10 protein-coding genes are annotated in these 14903 nt (G+C 72.9%); 5 read left to right on the top strand and 5 right to left on the bottom strand.

Annotated features, from left to right (window positions below):
• Positions 1-162 precede the first annotated feature (162 nt).
• The 5 genes from ACFV9W_RS21570 to ACFV9W_RS21550 all read right to left on the bottom strand — a co-directional run bounded on the left by ACFV9W_RS21570 (position 163) and on the right by ACFV9W_RS21550 (position 4009).
• Positions 163-963 carry an SDR family oxidoreductase gene (locus ACFV9W_RS21570; protein WP_385763221.1) on the bottom strand — a complete coding sequence of 267 codons (801 nt, stop codon included), beginning with the start codon at positions 961-963 and terminating at the stop codon, positions 163-165.
• Positions 960-2639 (bottom strand): FAD-binding dehydrogenase, encoded by a 1680-nt coding sequence (locus ACFV9W_RS21565; protein WP_385763219.1) that lies wholly within the window; start codon positions 2637-2639, stop codon positions 960-962. Before ACFV9W_RS21565 ends, ACFV9W_RS21570 begins: the two co-directional genes overlap by 4 nt.
• 99 nt (positions 2640-2738) lie before the next feature.
• The gene (locus tag ACFV9W_RS21560) at positions 2739-3134 is read right to left on the bottom strand and encodes a type II toxin-antitoxin system VapC family toxin (protein ID WP_385763217.1); all 396 of its coding nucleotides are present in this window, start codon (positions 3132-3134) and stop codon (positions 2739-2741) included.
• Complete coding sequence (locus ACFV9W_RS21555) at positions 3131-3370, bottom strand: hypothetical protein (RefSeq protein WP_385763215.1); 240 nt, start codon at positions 3368-3370, stop codon at positions 3131-3133. Before ACFV9W_RS21555 ends, ACFV9W_RS21560 begins: the two co-directional genes overlap by 4 nt.
• A 51-nt stretch (positions 3371-3421) precedes the next feature.
• The gene (locus ACFV9W_RS21550; RefSeq protein ID WP_385763213.1) at positions 3422-4009 is read right to left on the bottom strand and encodes a TMEM165/GDT1 family protein; all 588 of its coding nucleotides are present in this window, start codon (positions 4007-4009) and stop codon (positions 3422-3424) included.
• Between the two features lie 416 nt (positions 4010-4425).
• Here ACFV9W_RS21550 and ACFV9W_RS21545 point away from each other — a divergent pair, with 416 nt between their 5' ends.
• The 5 genes from ACFV9W_RS21545 to ACFV9W_RS21525 all read left to right on the top strand — a co-directional run bounded on the left by ACFV9W_RS21545 (position 4426) and on the right by ACFV9W_RS21525 (position 14848).
• Positions 4426-5463 (top strand): murein hydrolase activator EnvC family protein, encoded by a 1038-nt coding sequence (locus tag ACFV9W_RS21545; RefSeq protein WP_385763211.1) that lies wholly within the window; start codon positions 4426-4428, stop codon positions 5461-5463.
• A 98-nt stretch (positions 5464-5561) separates the two neighbouring features.
• Positions 5562-8117: a S8 family serine peptidase gene (locus tag ACFV9W_RS21540; protein ID WP_385763209.1), complete on the top strand. Its 2556-nt coding sequence runs from the start codon at positions 5562-5564 to the stop codon at positions 8115-8117.
• 2 nt (positions 8118-8119) lie between these two features.
• Entirely contained in the window at positions 8120-11017 is a 2898-nt protein-coding gene (locus ACFV9W_RS21535) for an FG-GAP repeat domain-containing protein (RefSeq protein WP_385763207.1), read from the top strand.
• Positions 11018-11094: 77 nt separating this feature from the next.
• Positions 11095-14418, top strand: a complete 3324-nt coding sequence (locus ACFV9W_RS21530) for an ATP-binding protein (RefSeq protein ID WP_385763205.1) — start codon at positions 11095-11097, stop codon at positions 14416-14418.
• A gap of 157 nt (positions 14419-14575) precedes the next feature.
• A complete protein-coding gene (locus ACFV9W_RS21525) occupies positions 14576-14848 on the top strand; it encodes a hypothetical protein (RefSeq protein ID WP_385763203.1) in 273 nt (90 codons plus the stop codon).
• The last annotated feature ends 55 nt before the right edge of the window (positions 14849-14903 follow it).

Here is a 14903-nt window from a genome sequence, read left to right as displayed (position 1 = left end):
GATGAAGAGCACCGACGCAATTCATCCGCGCGACCGTGCGTGCGCCGACGGTGAAGCGAATGTACGCCCGAGTGCCCCGTCCCGGTATAGCTCTCACGCATATCTGTGCGAGTGGTTTCGGCGGCCGTGTACAGGGGCCCCGGCCGCCGGAATCCCCTGCCCCTACTTGAGCCCGTGCCTCCTGGCCACCATCCGTTCGGCCGCCGCGCGGGGCAGCGCCCGGCGCAGCGCGAACACGAGGGGCGCGTTGCTGCCCACCGCGTACAGCGGCCTCGGCCGTCCCGCCTCGATCGCGGTGACGATCTTCGCGGCGACCTTCTCGGCCGAGATCCCGTGCGCCTCATTGGAGTTGAGGGCGGCGAGCATCGTGTCGTAGGCGGCCCGGAAGGGCGAGTCCTGCGCCACGTACTGGGTGCGCCGTTCGCTGATGCCGGTGGCGATGGAGCCCGGCTCGACCGTCGTGATCCCGACGCCGTACGGGGCGTACTCGCGCCGCGCCGCGCTCGCGAAGCCCTTGACGGCGGCCTTCGAGGCGACGTAGGAGGACCGGTACGCGAGCGGGAAGCTGGCCAGCATCGAGCCGACCATCACCACCCGGCCGCGCCGCCGCTCCCGCATCCCCGGCAGCAGCAGCTGCGACAGCCGCACCGCCCCGAACACGTTGAGCTGGAACAGCCGCCGCACCGCGTCCATCGGCAGCTCCTCGAACGGGCCGCTCTGCGATTCCCCGGCGTTGTTGACGAGCACGTCGACCTCGCCGACCGACCGCGCGAGGGTCTCGATGCTCTCCTCGTCGGAGAGGTCGAGCGGCAGATACTCCACGCCCGGCACCGGTGCGGCGACCTTCCGGGGGTCCCTGCTGGTCCCGTACACCTTGTAGCCGCGCTTGAGCAGCGCCGCCGCGACCGCCGCCCCGATGCCCGAGGAGGCCCCTGTCACCAGGGCCGTGCCCCGCGTACTCATGCGAGGCTCCGGGCGAGCGCGCGCCCGGCGGCGCGTCCGGAGAAGATGCAGCCGCCGAGGAAGGTCCCCTCCAGCGCGTTGTACCCGTGCACGCCGCCGCCGCCGAATCCGGCGACCTCCCCGGCCGCGTAGAGCCCTTCGAAGACGGACTTGTCGGGCCGCACGACCTGCGAGTCGAGGTTCGTCTCCAGACCGCCGAGCGTCTTGCGGGTGAGGACGTGCAGGCGTACGGCGATCAGCGGGCCCTGCGCCGGGTCGAGGAGGCGGTGCGGCTTGGCGACGCGGGTGAGGCGGTCGAAGAGGTACGAGCGGGCGTTGCGGATCGCCATCAGCTGGAGGTCCTTGGAGTACCCGTTGGCGACCTCGCGGTCGCGGGCGACGATCTCGCGCTCCACCTGCTCGTAGGAGACGGGGGTGTCGGGCGTCAGCTCGTTCATCCCGGCGACGAGGTCCTTCAGGTTCCGCTGGAGGACGAAGTCCGCGCCCTTGTCGAGGAACGCCTGGATCGGTCCCGGTGCGCCCTTCTTCACGCGCTGCAGGACCAGCTTGAGGTCCTTGCCGGTGATGTCGGGGTTCTGCTCGGACCCGGAGAGCGCGAACTCCTTCTCCACGATGGCGCGGGTCAGGATGAACCAGGTGTGGTCGTGGCCCGTCCCGGTGATGTGCTTGAGCGTGGCGAGGGTGTCGTGGCCGGGGAAGAGCGGTGCGGGCAGCCGCCTGCCCTCCGCGTCCAGCCACAGCGAGGACGGGCCCGGGATGATCCGGATGCCGTGGCCCGGCCAGACCGGGTCCCAGTTCTTGAGGCCCTCGGTGTAGTGCCACATGCGGTCGCGGTTCACGAGGGAGGCGCCCGCGCCCTCGGCGATCTCCAGCATGCGCCCGTCGACGTACGCGGGGACGCCGGTGACCATCGACTCGGGGGCGGGGCCGCCCATCCGCTCAACAGGCCAGTTCTTCTTGACCAGTTCGTGGTTCCCGCCGATGCCGCCCGAGGTCACGATCACGGCCTTGGCGCGCAGTTCGAAGTCGCCGACCGTTTCGCGGGAGGAGGCGACGCCGCGCGCCGCGTCGGAGGGTTCGAGCAGCGAGCCGCGCACGCCGACGGCGGCGCCGTCCTCGACGATCAACTCGTCGACCTGGTGCCGGTACTTGAAGTCGACGAGCCCGCGCTCGGCGGCCTCGACGACGGGCTCGCGGAAGACGCGCACGACCTCGGGGCCCGTCCCCCACGTGATGTGGAAGCGCGGCACGGAGTTCCCGTGCCCGGTCGCGGTCCCGGAGCCGCGCTCGGCCCACCCCACGTTCGGGGTCACCTTCAGGCCGAGCCCGAGGAGGTAGTCCCGCTTCTCCCCGGCGGCGAACCGCACATACGCCTCGGCCCACTTGCGAGGCCAGTGGTCCTCGTCCTCGCGGTCGAAGCCGGCGGAGCCGAGCCAGTCGGCGAGGGCCAGCTCGTAGGAGTCCTTGATGCCCATGCGGCGCTGCTCGGGGCTGTCGACGAGGAAGAGCCCGCCGAGCGACCAGAACGCCTGGCCCCCGAGGTTCGCCTCGTTCTCCTGGTCGACCAGCACGACTCGCTTGCCCGCGCGAGTGAGTTCGTACGTCGCGACGAGCCCGGCGAGGCCCGCTCCCACGACGATGACATCGGCTTGGCTCGTGCGACTGGTGGCGCTCACGGATTCTCCCTCGGTGCGGTGCGCCGTGGTTCCGGCGTCAGGACGTCACGTTCTGCCATCGGTCGGGGGCAGGGCAAGAGGGAGAGCGGTCGAATCCGGTCAGCTGATGACCTCGACCTCACAGCGGGCGGCCTTGCAGCGGCTCAGCCGTGCGTCGCCCGTGACCAGGGGGCACGCGAAGGTTTCGGCTGCCGCGATGTACGCGGCGTCGTAGCCGGAAACGTTGGCGCGCAACTCCCACATGCGCGGCAGGAGGCGCTGCACGTCAACGGTCTCGATCGACATGCGGGCCAGCGCCGCGATCGCGGCGTCGGCCCGCTCCTGTGTGATCTTGCTGCCGAGTCGCCGGCCGCGGACCGCGTGGAAGGTCTCCACGACGAGGTGCTCGGGCGCGGCCCAGTGGTTGTCGCGCATGAGCCGGGCGCGCGCGGCCTTGCCCACCGTGCCGTCGCCGGTCAGTGCCTCGGTGAGCACGGACGCGTCCACGACGATCACCGGAGCCGCTCCTCGCGTGCGGCCTCGATCTCGGCGACGGTGTCCGCCATGGGCTCGGCGCTGCCGTCCGTACGGTCCTCGAAAGCCCGGAGGAGCGCGAGATTGTCCGCCCGCTTCGCTTCGTCGGTGACGAGGTTCAGGAGGTACGCCTGGAGGGACTGGCCCAGTTGCTGGGCGCGGTCGGCCAGTATGGCGCGGACCTCGTCCGGAACGTCACGAATCTGCAGTGCCACCATGCATGCATTTTGCATGCGTGGAAGGTGCCCGGTCAAGCGCGCCATGGTGCGTCAGCCGGTGAACACCTCGGCGAACGACCAGATGGCCAGCGCGAGCATGCAGAAGCCGCCGATGCGCTGAACGGTCTTGAGCGGCACCCGCTTGGCGATGAACCGCCCGGCGACCAGCGCGAGCGCGGACACGGACATCAGGGCCGCCCAGGAGCCGATGGCGGTCGACCAGGTGCCGTTCGTGGCCGCCAGGTTGGCGGTGGTGATCTGCGTGAGGTCGCCCCACTCGCTGATGAACACGGCCATGAACGCCGTGCCGAAGACCGGCCAGAAACCGGTGACGGTCTTCGCGCCCGCCGCGTCCTCGTCGTCCTCGTCGTCGCCGCCCTTGAGGAGCATGAACGCGCCGAAGAGGAACATCAGGCCGGAGACGACCTTCACGATCCAGCCGGGCAGCAGGCCGAGCAGCGAGCCCGCGCCGACGGCGATGGCGACGTGCACGAGGAACGCGGCGGACGTGCCGAACCAGACGTACAGGGGCTTCATCCGGGTGCCCATGGCCAGTGAGGCGAACATGGTCTTGTCCGGGAGTTCGGCGAGGAAGATCAGTCCGAAGGCGGTGACGATCGCCAGGGGATCGAGGTCCATGGGGACGCTTTCTGTGCGGGCCGGATCGGCGCGGTCCCCGCCCCGCTGCGTAGGGAGGACCACTCGACCCGGCAGCGGACACACGTAGGCACGGTTGCGTACGTGTGCTGTGTTCTGCCTGGTCGAAGGTCTCGCCCACCCGTCCCGCCGAGGCGGTCCGAGCCCGGCCACCGGGAACCCGGGGGTTCCAGTGTGTCGACGACCGGTTCGCGGGGCTACTCCCCTTCGCTTGCACGTCAAGGGTACACGCGGTCGATACAGGGCCACCTGTGACGATCGTCGCGTGTAGTACGTCCGATGGACTCGGGGCGGGCGACGCGGCGACGTACGGCCGTCCGGCTTGTACTTTTTGCGACATTCGGTCGATGCGATGTGTACGACGGAACGGAACACGGCGTACGGGGACGGCAGCATGCGTGGCCGCGGCGGTCGCCGCGCTCCTCGTCCCATGCGCCGGACGGGCGTCCGCGGACGACGGTCCCGGCATCGGACAGCTCTCGGTCCGCGCCGGGCACCTCATGCACGAGGCGTCGAAGGCCGTCGCCGCGCACGAGAAGGCACGGGCCGCCGCGCGCAAGGGCGAGCGCCGGCTCGCCGAGGTCACCAGAAGGCAGGCCGCCGAGCAGCGCAGGCTCGACGCGCTCAGGGCCACCCTCGGGCGCCAGGCGCGCAGCGCGTACCGGGGCGCGTCGGGCCTCGGCACGATGCTCCCGCTGCTCACCTCGTCCTCCCCGCAGCGGGCCCTCGACGCCACCGTCCGCGCGGGCCGCGGCGACCGCGCCGCCCGGCAGCTCACCGACCGCGTCACCGCGTCCAGGGACCGGGTCGCCGACCGGCGCGCCGAGTCCGCCCGGCTGGTGAAGGGGCTCAAGGCGCAGGAGCGGCGCCGCTCGGCCGCCCGTGACGACATCGAGGCGAAGCTGGAGCGGGCCGAGGAGGAGGTGCGGCGGGCCCGGGCGCGGGCCCTCGCGGCCGGGCCGCCGATGCCGTCCGGGGGCGGGGCGTGCGGGCGCGGTGACATCGGCGCGCACGACCGGGGCGGCAAGGGGCGGGCCTGGGTGAAGCCGGTGAGCCCCGCCCCGCTGTCGGCGGGCTTCGGCTCGGGCGGCCGCCTGTGGTCGCACACGCACACCGGCCAGGACTTCGCCGTGCCCACCGGGACAACGGTGCGGGCGGTCGGCGCGGGCACCGTCGTCCACACGGGCTGCGGCGACGGCTTCGGCAACCAGGTCGTCGTCCGGCACGCCGACGGCTACTACACGCAGTACGCCCACCTGTCCCGGATCGGCGTCAGGACCGGAGACCGGCTCGACGCGGGCGAGGCGCTCGGCCTGTCCGGCGCGACCGGCAACGTCAGCGGCGCGCATCTGCACTTCGAGGTGCGCGTCACGCCGCGGTTCGGCTCGGGCATCGATCCGCTGCCGTGGCTGCGGGCGCGGGGGCTGAACCTGTGACGGGCCGGGTCGCCGGGCGGGCCACCGGGGCTGTAATGGCGCAGTAACGGCCGCTTCCTAGGTTTCGGGCACCCCGTACCCTCCCCGAGGAGTGCCCGATGCCCCTGCCCCGACCGCCGAGGCGCAGACGAACCGCCTGGGCGGCGGCGTCGCTGACCGCGGCCGCCGCTCTGCTGGCCGGCGCGATACCCGCCGTCGCAGGACCCGCCCCCACGTCGGCCGCCGTCGACTCCGCTCTGGACAAGGCCGTCTCCCAGGGCGGCGACGCCACCTTCTTCGTCGTCCTCAAAGACAGGGCCGACCTGCTGGCCGCGAAGAAGCAGCGCACGCACGCGAAGGCCGCCACGGCCGCGTACAAGGCGTTGAAGTCCCATGCCGCCGAGAGCCAGAAGCCGCTCACCGCCTTCCTCGACAAGGAGAAGGTCGGGCACGAGGACTACTGGATCGCCAACGCAGTCAAGGTCCGCGGCGACCAGGACCTCGTCGAGCGGCTCGCGAAGCGCCCCGACGTCAAGGAGCTCGTCAAGTCGCGGACGTACCGGCTCGACGGCATGGAGACGTCCGACGCCAAGGTCAGCGACTCGCGCACGACCGCCGAGGGCGACGCCGTCGGCGACGCCACCCCCGCCTGGGGCATCTCCGACATCAAGGCCGACCAGGTATGGGACCAGTACGAGGACCGCGGCGAGGGCATCGTCGTCGCCAGCGTCGACTCCGGTGTGCAGGCAGACCACCCGGACCTCGCTGCCAACTACCGCGGTAACAACGGCGACGGCACGGTCACGAACGACTACAACTTCTACGACGCGACCGGCACCTGCGCCACCAGCAGCACGCCGTGCGACGACAACGGCCACGGCACCCACACCATGGGCACGATCGCCGGCAAGAACGGCATCGGGGTCGCGCCGAACGCGCGGTGGATGGCCGCCAAGGCCTGCGCGGGATCGAGAGGCGAGTGCGTCGACGCCGACACGCTCGCCGCCGGCCAGTGGATCCTCGCGCCGACCGACCGCAACGGGCAGAACCCGCGCCCGGACCTCGCCCCGAACATCGTCAACAACTCGTGGGGCGGCGGGCAGACGACGTTCTACCAGGACATCGTCGAGGCGTGGAACTCCGCGGGCATCTTCGAGGCGTTCGCCGCGGGCAACGACGGTGACGGCAAGACCTGTTCGACCACGGCCGCGCCCGGCGCGCAGGCCCCGGCCTACGGTGTCGGCGCGTACGACTCCGCAGGCACGATCGCCGACTTCTCCGGCTTCGGCCCCTCCCTGGTGGACGGTTCGGCCAAGCCGAACATCTCGGCGCCGGGCGTCGACATCACCTCGGCGTGGCCGGGCGGCTCGTACAACACCATCAGCGGTACGTCGATGGCGACACCGCACGTCGCCGGATCGGTGGCCCTGCTGTGGTCGGCCGCCCCGTCGCTGATCAGCAACATCGACGAGACGCGCAGGCTCCTCGACGAGGGCGCCCGCGACGTGGACGACACGCACTGCGGCGGCACCGCCGGCATGAACAACGTGTGGGGTGAGGGCAAGCTCGACATCCTCGCCTCCGTCGCCAAGGCGCCGCGCGACGCCGTCGACGTCACCGGGAGGATCACCGACAAGGACACCGGCGAGGCCGTCTCCGGCATCACCGTCAAGGCCGCCGGCGCCGACGGCGACCACAAGGTGACCACCGGCCCCCAGGGCACGTACAAGCTGGCGCTGGTCCCGGGCACGTACGACTTCACCGTCGCCGAGTACGGCTACGCGACCAGGACGCTCTCCGGCGTCGAGCTGACCTCCGGCAGCCCGCTGACCCAGGACATCGCGCTCACCGTCCTGCCGCGGCACGCCGTCACCGGCACCGTCCTCGACGTCACCGGAAAGCCGCTGGCCAAGGCCAGGGTCGAGATCCCCGGCACCCCGGTCGACTCAGTCACCTCCGGCTCCGACGGCACGTTCACGCTGCCGAAGGTCGCCGAGGGCACGTACACGCTGTCCGTGACGCCCACCGAACCCCTCCTGTGCAACGGCGGGTACGCGGCCGGGCTGACGGTCGACGGCGACGAGAACCGCACCGTCCGGCTCCCGGAACGCAGCGACCACTCGGGCAACTCCTGCGCCCCGGCCACGTACTCCTGGATCCCCGGCTCGACCAAGGTCGCGCTGAGCGGTGACGAGGACGCCAGGACGGTCGCACTGCCGTTCCCGGTCACCTTCTACGGCGTGAAGTACACGAGCGCCGCCGTCACCACCAACGGCCTGGTCAACTTCCTGTCGCCGCGCCTGGGCGACTACGCCAACGAGGCGCTGCCGACGGAGGGCGAGCCGAACGGGATCGTCGCCCCGCTCTGGGACGACCTGAGCCTCGACAAGAAGTCGAGCGTGCAGACGGCCACCACCGGCACCACGGGCAACCGGAAGTTCGCGGTCGTCTGGAACAACGCGCTCTTCGCGAACGGCGAGCGGGCCACCTTCGAGGCCGTCTTCGACGAGGCCTCCGGCGCGATCGACTTCCAGTACAAGGCCGTGCCCGGAGCGGGCGCCTCCGCCACCGTCGGCATCGAGAACCAGGCCGGCACCGACGCCCTCCAGTACGCGCACAACCAGGCCGTGCTCACGGCCGGTTCGGCGATCCGCATCGCGCAGGGAGCCAAGTGATCATGAGAGCCACCACCTCCCGGCGGGCCCTGACGCTCGCCTCCGCCCTGGTCGCGGCGGGCCTGACGCTGACGGCGGCGCCGCCCGTCCTGGCCGCCGACGACGCGGGCACCGCGGCGAAGCTGACCAGTGCCGAGGCCGAGAAGCTCGCCGACCACGTCAACGTCGACGTGTACGGGGACAACGCCCCCACCGCCGGCGACGAGGAGGCCGCCGAGGGCGATTCCACCGCGGACGCCACGGCCGACCCCTCCACCAAGGTCACCTTCACCAACAAGTCCACCCTGGAAGGCGCACGCGGCCTCGCCGCGACCGCCCCGGCAGGCTCCGACGGCAGCTACTTCACCGTGCACAGCCTCGGCAACGTCCAGCTGCACAAGGCCGACGGCTCCACCGCCTGGGCGCGCACCAACGCCTCGTACTACAAGGACTGGCAGGCCAAGCCGCTGCAGGTCTGGCGGACCGAGCCGTACCCGGCGCGGATCGTCATGGGCTACAACGCGGTCGCCCCGTACGCGCCCTACTCGGACCAGGGCTTCGACACCGCCGACCTGACCGGTGACGGCACGAAGGACATCGTGTTCTCCGCGTCCGTCGGCATCGGCGACCCCCGGCTGATCAGCTCGCCCGGATCGTCGCTGAAGTCCGGCACCTTCGTGACGGTCCTCGACGGGAAAACCGGCACGACCGTGTGGTCGAAGCTGTACTCGTACGCCACCAACATCAAGGTGGTCGACGGCACCCTGCTCGTCGCCAACGCGCCGCGCCTGAACCAGAACGCGCCCGCGACGGAGACGTCCACCCTCACCGGCATCCGCTTCTCGTACGCCGACGGGAAGCTGACCCCGGACCACACCTGGACGTACGACACCGGCACCACCGCGGGCGTCAGTTGGGGCGCCCTGGAGGCCGTCGGCGACGGCAGGGTCGCCGCGGTCTGGGACCTGCGCAAGACCGACGCGAACGCCTCGCGCGGGCGCACCCTCGTCCTCGACACGGCCGACGGCTCGGTCAAGTGGCAGACGGACAGCGCCCTTTACGGTCGCCAGCTCCGCCTCGACGCCTCCCGCGACCGGATCGTCGCCCTGGAGCAGGCGGACTCCTCCGACGCGGTGCGCTACGAGATCGCCGCGTACGACCTGGCCGACGGCAGGCGCAGCACGCTCGACAGCCGGGTCAACGCCCTGCCCACGGCCCTGACGGTCGGCGACGCGGCGACGGGCGGCGGCGCCGAGATCGCGGTCAGCGAGTCGACGTACACCTCGTCGTTCTACGTCAACGCCGGCACGATCCGGGTCCTGGACGGCTCGGACGGCTCCACGGTCAAGTGGACGTACACGACCAAGCGTTCCGCCGACAATCACGGTGACGGCCCCAGCACCTGGAACCTCGCGGCCAAGGGCGGCGCGCTCTACGCCACCGCGCAGGACGACCAGGACATCAGCGACGCGCGCAACGTCGGCGGCCTGCGCTACGGCTCGCTGACGGCGTTCACCGGCGGCGGCAAGGTCAAGTGGCGGCAGCACGGCCTGAACTCGTCGCCGATGTACCAGCAGCTGTACTCCGCCGGCGGCGGCGACTACGTCCGCACCGTCGACCAGCAGCAGAACATCCGCGACTACAGCCTGGGCAGCGGCAGCCAGAAGCACCTGACCCCGCTCCAGGGCGACGTGAACCACGGCGGGGCCGCGGACTTCGACGGCGACGGCAAGAAGGACGTCGCCGTCGGCGGCTCCTCGCGCGGCGTGTGGGCGTACTCCGGTACGTCGCTCGTCGACGGTTCCCCGAAGAAGCTGTGGCAGGCCACCGTCCCCGGCGAGGTGCACGACATCGCGACCGGTGACGTGAACGGCGACGGCACGGACGACGTCGTCGTGGCCGCCGAGAGCGCGACCGCCGTGCTCGACGGCAGGACCGGCAAGGCCCTGTCGACGATCGACGGCAAGGGCGCGTACATCCGCTCGGTGACCGTCGCCGACGTGACCGACGACGGCAGGGCCGAGATCCTCGTCCCGAGCGACGCCCTGCGCGTGTACGACGCGAGCGGCACCCAGCTGTGGTCGTACGCGGCGCCCTCGGGCGCGGGCGACGTGGCCTTCTCCGACACGGTCGTCTCGGGCGGGCGGATCTACACGCAGTACAGCAGCCTCGGCGCGCTCAACGCCCCCGACGCCGTCGTGAACGGCGTCGCCCTCGACGGCAAGGGCGCCGTGCGATGGACCGCCGACCCGAAGGCCCCGAGCAGGGCGGCCGACGGCAAGCTGCACGGCGCGGTGCTGAGCAAGGGCGTCTTCGCCTCGCCGAAGATCCCGTACGCCGACGGCCACGCGGTCGTCTGGACCTGGATCATCAAGGCCGACCCGACGGTGTCGGGCGACATGGCCACGGCCTCGCCGCGCGTGGTGACCGAGATCCGGGACGGGCGCACCGGCGAGCTGATCCGTCAGATCCTGGGCGGCAGCCCCTGGTCGCACGGCAATTACTTCATCGACGGCCAGGGCGACCCGCTGTACCAGCTCAGCTTCGGCACGTTCAAGGGCTACCCGGGCGAGGGCAAGGAGGACACGTACGCCTCGGTGATCGCGCCGCTGCGCACGGCCGGATTCATCGACGGACCCGGCGGCCGGCGCCTGCTCGCCGGTGGCACCGAGGCGGGCCTCGCCGCGTACGACCCGTCGCAGCTGAACAACGGCAACGTGTTCCAGTCCGGCATCGGCGGCGCCAACCTCATGGGCGGCCGCAGCTACCTCGCCGCCGACCTCGACGGCGACGGCACCGACGAGATGATCTCGCTGAACTACGACCACCTCGGCGTCAACCGGACGGCTGAGCTGCTCGGCGGCGGCGTCCTCTCCCTGGACGACGGCATCCACCAGATGTCGACGTTCAAGCTGTCCTGACCTGAACCGGACGGCGGCCGACCCCCTGGGCACACGCCCAGGGGGTCCTCGGCGTGCTCGGTTACAGTGGCGCCCTCATGGACGCACCACGCACGGAAGACAGCCCCGACTCCGGTGCCCCGCTGCTGCGTCTGCACCTTTTCGACGGTTTCCGGGCCACTCGTGACGGCGGCCCCGAACCCGCCGGACGCTGGCCCCGGCCCGGCGCCAGGACCCTGGTGAAGCTGCTCGCCGTGACCCCCGGACACCGCCTCCACCGCGAACAGGCCATGGACATCTGCTGGCCCGAAGCCGACCCGTCGTCGGCCACGGGCAGCCTCCGCGTCGCCCTGCACGCCGCCAGGCACGCCCTGGAACCCGAACTGGCGCCGCGCGCCGCGTCCTCGTATCTCATATCCGACGGCGGGATGCTCTACCTCGACCCGCGGACGGTACGGATCGACGCCGACGCGGCGGAGACCGCGGCGGAGGCGGCGCTCACCGACGCGGGGGTGGCCGAACTGGCCGCCGCGCTCGGCCTGTTCACCGGCGAGCTGCTCCCCGAGGACCGCTACGCGAGCTGGGCCGACGAGCGCCGCGAGCGGCTCGCCCTGCTGAAGGAGCGGCTGCTGCTCGGCCTCGCCCAGGCGCACCTGGCGGCCGGTGCGGCGGCGGACGCGGCCACCGCCGCGGAACAGGTCCTCGCCACCAGCCCCGCGGAGGAGCTGGCCCACCGCGTCCTCATGGACGCCGCCCTGCGCCAGGGCCTGCGGCGGCGTGCCCTGCACCAGTACCACGTGTGCCGCGAGGCGCTCGATACGGAACTCGGCGTCCGGCCCGGGCCCGAGACGGAGCGGCTGCACCGCGCGGCCCTCGCGGCGGCGCCCGCCCCGGTCCCCGTGACGACAACGTTGCCAGCGCTGCTGCGGGCCGCCCCCGCCACCCCGCTGCACGGCCGCGACGCGGTGCTCGCCCGGCTCCTCGCCGCCGACGGGCCACCGGTCACGCTGCTCATCGGCGAGCCGGGCGTCGGCAAGACGCGCCTGGTCGGCGAGGTGGCGCGCCGGGCCGCGGCGTCCGGCACGGCCGTGCTGTGGGGCGGCGGCCAGGACGCGGAGGGGTACACGCCGTACGGGGCGTTCGCCGACGCGCTCGACGGGTGGCTGGCCGAGCACGACGCCGGGCAACGCGCGCGGATCGGCGCCGAGTACCCCGAACTCGCCGCGTTCCTGCCGTCGTTGGGGCAGGTGCGCACGCCGGGGGAGCGCAGCCCCGAGGAGGAGCGGGACCGGCTGTTCCGGGCGGGCGCCGCCCTGCTCGGCGATCTGGCCGCGGCCCGCCCGGTGCTCGCGGTCCTCGACGACCTGCACGCCGCCGACAGCGGTTCGTACCAGCTCATGAGCCATCTGGCCCGACGGGCGGCGGACCGCGGCATCCGGCTGCGGTTCCTCGTGACGTACCGCGAGGAGGAACTCCCGGAAGACGACGCACGCCGCTCCGTCCTCAGCTTCCTCGTACGCCAACGACTCGCCGTACGCGAGGAGTTGGGCCCGCTCGACCGGGAGGCGTGCCTCGCGGTGGCACGCGACGCGGCGCCGCGCCCCGGGCAGGAGCACCGGGTGTGGGAACTCTCCCTCGGCAACCCGCTGTTCGCCCTCGAACTCGCCCGCGACCTGCCCGCGGGCCAGGCCGACGCGAGCGCGCCCCAGGGCGTGCGGGAGCTGGTGGCGGACCGGCTCGTACGGCTCGACCCCGACGCGCGCCGCCTGGTCGAGGCGCTGTCCGTGGCCGGGGGAGAGGCGGCCCTGTCCGAACTCCTCGACGTCGCCGAGCACGGCCTGCGCCCGCCGATGACGGGGGCCGCGGCCGCCGACGCGGTCGAGCGGGCCATCGGGGCCGCCCTGGCGGAGGAGCGGCAGGTCGTGGTCGCCGGGCGCCCCGAACCGGGCCTCGCCTTCCGGCATCCGCTGGTCCGCCTCACCTGCTACGAGCGGCTGACCGCGGTCCGCCGCAGGCAGCTGCACGGCGCGTTCGCGCAGGCCGTCCTCGCCCGCCGCCCCGACGCCGTCGACGCGCTCGCCTCGCACTTCGCCCGCGCCGACGACCCGCGCGCCGCCGAATACCTGCGCCGCGCCGCCGAACGCGCCGCCGCCCTCTACGCCAACGACACCGCCGACCGCTACTACCGCGACCTCGTCGCCCGCCTCGACGTCGACGCGGCCCGCGCCCGCCTGGCCCACAGCCAAGTGCTCGCCCGGATGGGCCACTTCGAGGAGGCGGCCGAAGCGCTGCGGCAGGCCCTCGCCGAGTTCGTCCGGCGCGGCGCCCACGACGACGCGGTGCTCACGGCGGCCCGCCTCGCCGAGTCCCTCGCCCGCACCGGCGCCCTCGACGCCGCCGCCGACGCGCTCCGCGCCCACCCCGCCGCCCCGGACACCGCCCCCGAACCCCTCGCCGTGCACCACCTGTCCCACGCCATGCTGCACAGCGTCAGGGGCGAGTACGACGACGGGTACGCCGCCGCCCGCCGGGCCCTGGACGCCGCACGCCGGGTCCCCGGAGCCCGCGGCCAGGGCCTGATCGCCCGCTCCTACGCCCTCCAGGCCACCAACCTGGGCCTCTCGGGCCGCCTCACCGAGGCCCGCGAGGCCGGCGACCGGGCGCTCGCCCCGGCCGAGGCGTACGGCGATCCGACGCTGCTCGGCACGGTCCTGTCCACGCTGCGGGAGAACGCGCGCCGCCACGGCCGGCTGCGCGAGGCGGTCGAGAGCGGCGAACGCGCCCTCGACCTCGCCGACCGCTCCGGCAATCCGACAGCGGCGTCCTTCGAACGCCTGAACCTGGCCGAACTCCACCTCCTCCTGGAGCAGTTCGACGAGGCCACCGCCCTCGCCGAGGCCTCCGTGACCCTCGCGGAGGGCGACGGCGCCTGGTGCCTGCCGTACGCGCTCGCGACGCTGGCGCTGGTCCGGCTGCGGACCGGGGACACGTCGGCGGCCGCGGACCTCCTCGACCGCGCCGCCCCCGCCGCCGACCACCTGGGCGACCGCCAGGCCCGCCACGAGGTCGGCACCGCCCGCGCCGAACTCGCCCTGCGCACCGGCCGTCCCGAAGCGGCCCTGCGCGCCCTCGCCGACTGCCCCGACGCCGCGCCGTCCCTGACCGCCTGGGCCCAGCTCGACGCGGGCCGCCCCCGCCTCGCCCTGGAACTCGCGACGGCGGAGGCCACCCGAGCCGAACGCACCGGCGAACGCCTGGCCGAGGCGGAGGCCCACCTGGCCCGGTCCGCGGCCCTCTCCCACCTGGCCTCCCCCACGGAAGCCGCAGCAGCCCTCACCCACGCCACCCACCTCGGCCACTCCCTCCCCTACCCGGCGGGCCTCCGCAGGGCGAAAGAGCTCCGCACCCGTGTCGCTCATTAAGCCCCTGCGGCGATTGAGCAGCGGGGTCCGGGGCAGAGCCCCGAGACGTAGGCACCGACGACCCCGCAGCCCCGACGCCTGGTCGAACAATTGGCCCTCACGGGTGGGCGCCCCGCAACCCCCGTATCCGCCGCCCCCCACCCACCGTTAACCCGGCATGATCTCAACTCGACGTGCCCTCAGCGCTGTCCTCCTCGCCGTCGGCGCCGCCGCGGCCGCCACCCCCGCGGCCCAGGCCGTGGAACCCATCTCGCCCACCGGCACCATCGACTCGCTCTCCACGATGGCGCTCCCGGAAGACCAGGCGGCGCAACTGCCCAGCACCGCCGAGCAGCTCTCCGGGCTCAACGACCTCAACAAGCTGAACGAACTGCACCAGGTCACCGACCTCGTGGCACCGGTCACCAACCTGGTCCCCGCGGTCCAGTAGCGAGCAGCACCAGAACGCACGACGAAGGCGGTGGACCCGAACCGGTCCACCGCCC

The sequence above is a fragment of the Streptomyces sp. NPDC059897 genome (assembly GCF_042730865.1).
Taxonomy (GTDB): domain Bacteria; phylum Actinomycetota; class Actinomycetes; order Streptomycetales; family Streptomycetaceae; genus Streptomyces.
The sequence above is the reverse complement of the archived record's forward strand: the minus strand, read 5'-3'. Positions and strand labels throughout refer to the sequence as shown.

Excerpts from the sequence above, each read along its gene's own strand:
- ACFV9W_RS21570 (WP_385763221.1), bottom strand. The coding sequence starts at position 963 with ATGAGTACGCGGGGCACGGCCCTGGTGACAGGGGCCTCCTCGGGCATC.
- ACFV9W_RS21540 (WP_385763209.1), top strand. The coding sequence starts at position 5,562 with ATGCCCCTGCCCCGACCGCCGAGGCGCAGACGAACCGCCTGGGCGGCG.
- ACFV9W_RS21555 (WP_385763215.1), bottom strand. The coding sequence starts at position 3,370 with ATGGTGGCACTGCAGATTCGTGACGTTCCGGACGAGGTCCGCGCCATA.
- ACFV9W_RS21530 (WP_385763205.1), top strand. The coding sequence starts at position 11,095 with ATGGACGCACCACGCACGGAAGACAGCCCCGACTCCGGTGCCCCGCTG.
- ACFV9W_RS21525 (WP_385763203.1), top strand. The coding sequence starts at position 14,576 with ATGATCTCAACTCGACGTGCCCTCAGCGCTGTCCTCCTCGCCGTCGGC.
- ACFV9W_RS21535 (WP_385763207.1), top strand. The coding sequence starts at position 8,120 with ATGAGAGCCACCACCTCCCGGCGGGCCCTGACGCTCGCCTCCGCCCTG.
- ACFV9W_RS21550 (WP_385763213.1), bottom strand. The coding sequence starts at position 4,009 with ATGGACCTCGATCCCCTGGCGATCGTCACCGCCTTCGGACTGATCTTC.